General features: G+C 61.9%; 5 protein-coding genes. 2 read left to right on the plus strand and 3 right to left on the minus strand.

Going from position 1 to position 7,589, the window contains the following annotated elements; genetic code table 11:
- Both IQ216_RS09425 and IQ216_RS09430 read left to right on the plus strand, forming a co-directional pair.
- Window positions 1-453, plus strand: a 453-nt coding sequence (locus IQ216_RS09425; protein ID WP_228007344.1) for a hypothetical protein, incomplete at its 5' end; no start/stop codon positions are given.
- Between the two features lie 51 nt (window positions 454-504).
- Complete coding sequence (locus IQ216_RS09430) at window positions 505-900, plus strand: hypothetical protein (protein WP_193815265.1); 396 nt, start codon at window positions 505-507, stop codon at window positions 898-900.
- A 560-nt stretch (window positions 901-1,460) separates the two neighbouring features.
- Here the strand turns inward: IQ216_RS09430 and IQ216_RS09435 are convergent.
- Genes IQ216_RS09435 through IQ216_RS09445 form a run of 3 tightly spaced genes read right to left on the minus strand, consistent with a single transcriptional unit; the run spans window position 1,461 to window position 7,141 of the window.
- Window positions 1,461-6,644, minus strand: coding sequence for a DNA polymerase (locus tag IQ216_RS09435; RefSeq protein WP_193815266.1), 5,184 nt, complete (start codon window positions 6,642-6,644; stop codon window positions 1,461-1,463).
- The gene (locus IQ216_RS09440) at window positions 6,644-6,877 is read right to left on the minus strand and encodes a hypothetical protein (protein WP_193815267.1); all 234 of its coding nucleotides are present in this window, start codon (window positions 6,875-6,877) and stop codon (window positions 6,644-6,646) included. Before IQ216_RS09440 ends, IQ216_RS09435 begins: the two co-directional genes overlap by 1 nt.
- A 3-nt stretch (window positions 6,878-6,880) precedes the next feature.
- Window positions 6,881-7,141 (minus strand): hypothetical protein, encoded by a 261-nt coding sequence (locus IQ216_RS09445; protein ID WP_193815268.1) that lies wholly within the window; start codon window positions 7,139-7,141, stop codon window positions 6,881-6,883.
- Window positions 7,142-7,589: the final 448 nt, after the last annotated feature.

The raw sequence follows: 7,589 nt of genomic DNA on the forward strand, positions 1-7,589 counted from the left end.
TCGCAGGTTGCTATGCAGTACGTGATCAGGAGATCAGTGTGCCTGTCGAGGGAAAGAATCGGCCAACATGGGCAGATTTTGGCACCCGAAAGGGTGAAATCAGCCAAGCCAACCTCAGATTCGCCAAACGTTGTTCATTCCGAGCAAATTCCAACCTTGGACCCACTTTCAGGGCTCGTTGCCCAGAGGCTCCCTAAACAATCATCAGTTGATCTAAGAATTGAAGACGGAAAGCGGCGCTCCTTCACAAATACGGCCAACAGCTTCTCCCTTTCAGGCTTCGACTCTCGCCATGGATTGAAAGAGCGGAAAAAGAAGAACAACGCGGCCTCTATGGCCATCCGTGAAGGCCATAATTTCGTGACTGCGGTAGCGAAGAAGCACTTGAAGATGATCCATTTTAAGGGAAGCATGTTGCAAGCGTTGTCTAAATCTACCTCCAAAGCTGACTGATTTCTCATGAGACACAAAACTCTTATTGCAGGAGCTCTAATGATCGCGTCTATGTCGATCAACTTGACTGCTGTCAATGCTCAAGGAACCTATGACGGCCCTCGCATGGGTGAGTCAGAATGCTGGAAGCGTTTTGCCGAGCTCAAGTGGTCTGATCAAGATCTTTCCAGATGCAAGGATGCGGTAGGAATGCGCGGCGTAGTCGATACTCCATCCAGCTGGCACTTCAAGAAAGGAGCGGACTGGAGGCCATCTAATCTCACAAAAGCTGAACTCAATGTTCTTGAAACGCTCTGCCGATTGAGAAGCGATGCAAATTCAACGCGCCTTGCGGCCGCCATAGCAGTTCTCGCGTTTGGGGGTGACCAGCCCGATTATCTTGGAGCAACGGTGTACAAGACATGCAGCTACGCAGGCGGCATGCACCTTAAATGGGACTCCAGGTGAGAATGAGGCAAGGGCTCAAACGCTTGATCAACAGCCTACTCTGATTGTGAGCCTGGGCAAACAGATTGCAAAGTTCGCCCGGGCAATCCTGATCGGTATGATCCTTGTGCCGATCTTCCCCCAGTGAAGGTACCGGGGTCAGCCCCTCCGCCACCCTTCGACAGATCACCGTTCTACAGACCGAGCAACTGAGCCCAAATACAGTGTTTCAGACCGCCACTGAGCGTGGCAACGGTCTTGATTACAACCCGCACCAGCTAAAAATGCACCAGGTATAAAATAAATAGGATCGAATCTACCGCCGCTCTGGTGGTGCGCCCCAACTCAGGGCCGCCCGCCCTTCCTGATCAAGTCGTCATGGGTCCAGTGCCGCGTGCCTGGCCCAAGCCCTGGAGAGCAAACGTCGAGCTGACTATTAAGGAGCTTGAGGCCATGAAGCCATGGCAGAAAGTCCAGATGCAACTTCCTCCCGATAGCAATCTGCCGATCTTGATAGACGCCTGATCGCCCCCTGTTCAGACTCGGACCTCCTTATTAAAAGCACAGCTGGGAGATCCACCTCAGCCGTAGCACTCCGCCCAATTCCTCCCCGGGTGGCTGAGTTCACCCGTTACCCCGATACGCAGGGAGGCTCCAGGTGGTGCCCAGTCGAAGGTCATGGCCTGGAGGATCTGCTCTCCTGCCTCATCGAGGCGGGCCACAGGGACGCTGAACACCAGCTCGTCATGGACGAGAAATCGGAGCTGAGGCACCAGCCAGAGGGGCAGACGGAGCAGAGCCAGCATCATCAGGTCGCGAGCTGTTCCCTGACCCATCAGGGCAGGCCCCTGGGTATGCGCTCGGGCTGGATTGGGCCGCATCAACCGACCGAAGCCGTTGTCGAGCAGCTGTCCTGAGGCAGCCCGCTCACGGATCCAGTCACGCCAGGCCACCAGCTGGGGGAAGGATCGCCGCATCCCTTGGTCGAACTGTTCAGCCAGGGACGGGTTGATGCCATGGCGCACCATGCCTGCGACGCTCATGCCGTAGTTCCAGCCATGGCCGATCGCCTTGGCATCAGAGCGGCTCAGTCCGACAGCAGCGGCGATCTCGGTGTGGGCATCACGGCCGGGCTTGAACAGCTCCAGGTAGGCAGGGTCCTGGGCGTGGGCGGCCATGGCACGCATATCGATTTGGCTGAGGTCAGCGGCCAGGAGCCGATGGTCGTCGGCATCAGGCAGGAAGATTGCCCGCTCTGTGACGCGACCACCACGCTTGCCGAACACCGTGATGCCGGGATTGGTGAGGCTGAACCGGCCAGATGCCTGAAGTGGAGCGACCTGTGGATGGATCAGCCCATCGCTCTGGCAGTGATCCAGGGCAGTGGCATAGACGGAACGGGCGCCCGTGAGGCTCAGGATCGTCTCCAGCAACTCAATCTGGGCCTGGTTGTCTTGCTCCCTGGCCTGCTCCAGCAACGGCTCTAGGGCGACCTTGCTGGTGCTGGGTTTGCCTGTGGCGGTGAGGGGCAGAACGAGGCCTACATCGGCAGCGGCTTTGGTGATCGCCTCTGCGGCACCCTTGCAGCCCAGTGGGTTGGCAGCAGTGGCACCGCTGTTGGTTGTGGTGGGCAGTCCGTAGTCGGCGACCAGTCGGGATCGGCACTCCTCCTTCCTGGTTTCGATGGCGTCGTAGCGGGACCGTGTCAGGTCCAGATCCAGCCGGGTGCCATGGAGCGTGATGCCGGTGACGAGGCGCCCCATGACGCGCATCTCCCGCCTGGCGTAGGGGCTTAGCTGACCATCGGGGACCAGGGCGTCATAGATGGCACGACAGGCCGCCACATCCCCCCGCAGGTAGGCCAGGTAGTCGGGATGGTTGCGAGGGATCAAGCCGTAGCCGATGGCCTCCAGCTGCTTGGGCTTGCCGCTGTGACCCTGAGCCTTGGCGGCGTCCCTGGCCAGTTTCTTCAGGTCCTCCGTCTTGCCAGGGACACCAGCACGCTCCGCACACCGGTTCAGCGAGTAGAGCTGTGCGATCTGCCAACCGCTGAGCTTCCGGTCCACAGGTGGCTTGGGTGGATCCAGGGCCAGGGCCAGCACCATCGTGTCGATGAGCCTGCCCTCCTCGGCTGCCTGAAGCAGATCCAGCCAGCGATGCCTGGCCAGGGCGAGGTAGTCGAAGCCGAAGCCGTTATGGGTGATCATGCGGCCACCCGAGGCCACCCAGCCCGCCAGGGGGGACGGATCAGTGTCGATGCCTACTTCGGTGCCCACCAGCCGGATGAAGGGCCTTCCAGGAGCTGCTGGTGCCCAGAGCTGGGTTGCTGAGCAGGTCTCCAGATCAAGCACCATCGGTCCCTCCCCACCAGATGGATCGACCAGCGGACCAGCAGGGAGTGGACCCCGCTCGTCCTCGCTCGGGTAGGGAGCGGCCTTGGCCCTGGTCGCCCCCTTACCCGAGCGAGTCCTGGCCTTCGGGGGAGGGTCCGCCTCGACATCGACCGGGACGCTCTGATGGACCGCTGCATCAGGCTCGAGTGAAGCCCACGGGTCCGAAATGACCTGGACCTTGGACGGTGGCTCTGGAGCGGGAACCGGAGCGGGGGCTGAACCACCGCCAGGCCGTGGCAAGCGGTTCCAACGACGGACACCTTGCTCGTCGGTGAAGCTGCCGACACCGAGACGGCACCCCAGCTCGATGGAAAGCTCTTCAGCTGTCGGGACCTCCACCTTGCTGCGATGCCCAGTCAGCCATCGGACGAACACCTCCCAGAAGTCGGCCACGGAGATGCAACGGGATGAGCCATTGCCTGGGACGGTCGTGGACACCAGGTAGCAGGACAGGGCCGATTGGAGCGAGGACGGGAAAGCGGGTACAGCTGCCGGGATTGGGTTCGACCGAGGGATCGGTGTTCCCTGCGGTGGGTGGACCGAAGCAACGGGATCGGCCGTGCTCGAGGTGGTGCGCTCTTGGGCAGCGGGCTCCGCCAGCCCATGGTCCGGATCAACCGGGACGGATGGAGCAGGGGCTGGAGGTGGCGCTGCAGGAACGCCCAAGGGTGGTCTCAGGGCTCTCGCGTTTACCTTTCTCTCCCTACAAAAAACATGTAGGCCATCCCCTTTTTTACCCCCCTCATCTACTTTTTTTTCTCCTTGTTCAGGATAGAGGGGAGAGCCCTGAGACCACCCTTCTTGATTGGCTAAAAACCCAGTGCCAGCCTGGGATTCGTTCCTGGGGGACTGCCCTGAGTCCGCCCCCTGAGTCCGCCCTGAGACCGGGGGGTTGGTCTCAGGGTTCCCTGCTTCGCCAACAGGGTCGGCGGCGATGCCCGGATCAGGTCCGTGAGGTGGTCCCAGGGTGTCCGAGGGCGGTCTCAGGGGGGGTGGTCTCAGGGCAGAGGTCAGGGCAGTGATGGCCCTAAGGCCACAGGAGCCGACCTTCATCCGGTCGAACGTTTCCCTGTTGCCGAGACCACTCGGCCCGTTGATTGGTCCGAGCAGGCCAGGCCTCAGAGCAAAGCCCGCATAGAGACGAGGGAGGTTCTGGCGCTGGGATGGCGAACGGCCATCGGCCCGAGCCTCCATCCGCGATTCCTTCCGCCTGGGCAGGCACCTCCCTGGGCCAAGGACTCGACGAAGCTGCCCCAGGAAGTTCTGAAGCTGCATCGCGTGCTCCACCCCGGCGTACTTGCACCAGCCGCGATACGCCTCGAACATCTGTCCCAGGTCGAGATCATCTACCTCGGCATCAGGACCGAGAGGATGTGGCACCAGACAGGCATCCACGAACTGGCTGACGCTGTCCCCAGCCGCAGCAGCTTCCGCTTCACCCAGACGGAGCAGTCCCTCCGGGTCGTTCTTGGACAGGACCGCTTCCACCTCGTCGGTGGGCATGGACAGCGCCCAGCTCAAGGCCTGGCTGCGGATAACACGATGTTCAGGGGTGGAACCGATCAGATCGGATCGCAGCGTGGGATCCGGGTCTCCACTCCTTGGCAGGGTCTGCAGGGTGAGACATCGGCGCAGGAAGCCATCCCGACCGTCGCTGAACTGCAGCGGCGCAACGCTGGCGATGATGCAGCCGACATGGAGCGGTCGGGCCGCCTCTGCCTCTGCCGAATAGAGGCGCCGGGTGGTCTGGGGTTTGTTCTCCACCAGCTCGTAGAAAGGCCCGCTATGGCCGCTGTTGCGGAGCCTCGCCGGACAGTCGGGGAACAGCAGAAGCCGCCGACCGCGCACCGCCTGGTAAAGCTTCTCAGGAGTTTCAAGGCTCGCCGGATGAGCAGCTGTCGCCTGCACTGACGGCGGCAGAAGGCTGGAGAGGAACTCGACCAGGAGCCCCTTCCCCGTTCCGGTATCGCCCAGGTGGTGGAACACCTCGCCGTACCGAACTGACGGGTCGATCAGCCAGCGCAGTTCAGCCCGGATGATCTGTTCCGCACCCTCCGGGTAACAGGTTTCGATCACCCGCTGCAGTGCTGCAGGACATCCGGCACCAGGGATGTAGTCGGCATCAGCTGCGTATGTCGCCCCGTGCTCTGGGCTGTGAGGTTCCAGGAGACGGGTGCGCAGGTTGATGGTGCCGTTACCGAACACGACCACTGGGGGCGGCACGTCCTGCAGCGGGCCGCGACCAGCAAGACCTGCAAGGAGCGAAACAGCGCCCGTCACTTGCCTATCAGTGCCAAACATGAACCGACACTTGGCTTTGGTCTGGTCCTTAGGCGGTTCATACAGCCGGCTGAGCACACCCAGTGCAGCTGTCCGAGCCTCATCGAGAGGCCAAACGCGCCAGTACCCCAGGGCACGGTCATACCTGCGCAAGCAGCCGCCCACCCAAACGATCAGTTGGTCGCGTTCTGCATAGAGAACTTCAGCAGCCTGTCGTTCCGGTGGTGCATCAGTTCGGAGGATGCCCCGATCTCCATCGGTCGCGGACCGTTTGCTCTTCTCCTTCCCGAGGATCTGCCTGGCCCTGCGGATCGAAAACCCGATCTGCTTCGCTCCTGCCTCAACAAGCTGGACAGCCGTGTCACCGCCAAAGGCTGCCTGCAGCGACAGCGAGCTCAGGCGACGGATCGATGGGACATGCCAGTCCACCCGCAGGTTCCGATCCCACCGCTTCGGCAGCTTCCGCAGGAGCTCACGGGCCTTCCAGCGGTCCACGTTGGCCAGGTCCCCACCAGCCCTGAAGAACTCACAGGCACCGCCCTTAGGCCCTGCCAGGTCACTGGGGAAGAAGGCCAGCCGCAGCCTCGGACGATTAAGGCCAGCAGCGACCAACTGACCCCAGACGGAGGGGTTGTTGACTGCGTCAGCGTCGTAGATCAGCAGCTGCACGCTTAGCGCCAGCAGCTTCCAAGTGGTTACACCAGCGATGGCCTGAACGGTCTCTCCGGTCGCCAGGTGCAGCCTCAGGGCATCTTTCCAGCCCTCTGTGGCGATGGTGGGTTCACCATGCCCGAAGGTCGCGGCGTGCTGCTTGGCGCCCAGCTGACTCAGATACTTGATCTGATCTCCTCGGTCTGATGTCGGAGGGTCATCACACCGAAGTTGGGCGAAGGCTGCGCAGAAGGGCAGCAGCAGTCCGCCTCCACGCCAGCCCTGGAATCGGAAACCCAGGTGGTTGGCCTCATCAGCATTGATGCTGCGTGCTCCGTACCTGACGGCGACATGCAAAGCCTCTTCGCTGCCCAGCTCTTTGAGCAGGTGATCGAGGTGCTCCGGGGATAGGGGAGTGCTCTGCGGTGCGGAATGGTTCATCAATCCGCCTCCTGGAGTCCATGTTCCCGGGCGTCCTCGATGAGGCGCTGATAGCGATCGGCCTCGACCGCTTCCATCCCTTCCTCCCATCCGGACTGAGAGATGTCGTCGAAGCCGCTCGACTGCTGTGTGTCGGCGCGCAGTTCAATGGCTGAGGCATGATGCAGTGGAGCATCCGCAGTCCTGCCCCTCCAGCCGCTCCTAACGGCCGAGGGCTCTTTTTTTGGCTGCATGGTTCAGCCCTCCCCGGTGGTGGAGAGGGGAGCTGCCGTGTCGCGGAGTGGCAGGTTGACGAAGAAGGAGCGGATGCGGGCGTTGGCCTTGGCCAGGGCTCGCTTGTGCTCATCTGAAACGTCGGGATGAGCCGTGATCAAGGCGACAACGCCTGATCGGAACATGGCCGATTCGTTGACGCCGAGATCAGCGGCGACGGCTTGGACGGTGGCGCGGAAGTCTTGGTTGGAACGGACGTAGGTAACAGCCTCGGCCGAGCCCAACACACCGCGCCGAGAGGAAGGAGATCCCATCGGAACACAAGTTTCGGTGAATTGGGCGCTGGCGTTGCACCGGCTCCTCCCGAGGGAGGCGCGCGCGACCGGGGCTGGCGGAAAGCGAATACTAGCACCTACACTGGGACAGGTGTACTAAGCGTGTGCGGCTGAGTGTCTCGATCCCGATCCCGATCCCGCCCGATCCAGAGCCCGAACCCGATCGCCGTGATCAGGGAGAAGCTGGAGCAGGGCACCCCCCTCGACCGAGCACTGCCGCGTGATACCCAGGGCGCTCAGGTGCTTCTCAAGCCGCTCCCGCACCCGACCGAGGAACATCTCAACAAGACTGGGCCGTATCTCCGGGTGAGGCCGCAGGGCCCCGAACCAGAAGCCAAAGGCTTGGCGCCAGGAACATTCGGGGGTGTGATGTCGATCCCTCGCCCAGGCTGGAAAT

This window comes from Cyanobium sp. LEGE 06143, assembly GCF_015207535.1.
In the GTDB taxonomy this organism is placed as follows: domain Bacteria; phylum Cyanobacteriota; class Cyanobacteriia; order PCC-6307; family Cyanobiaceae; genus NIES-981.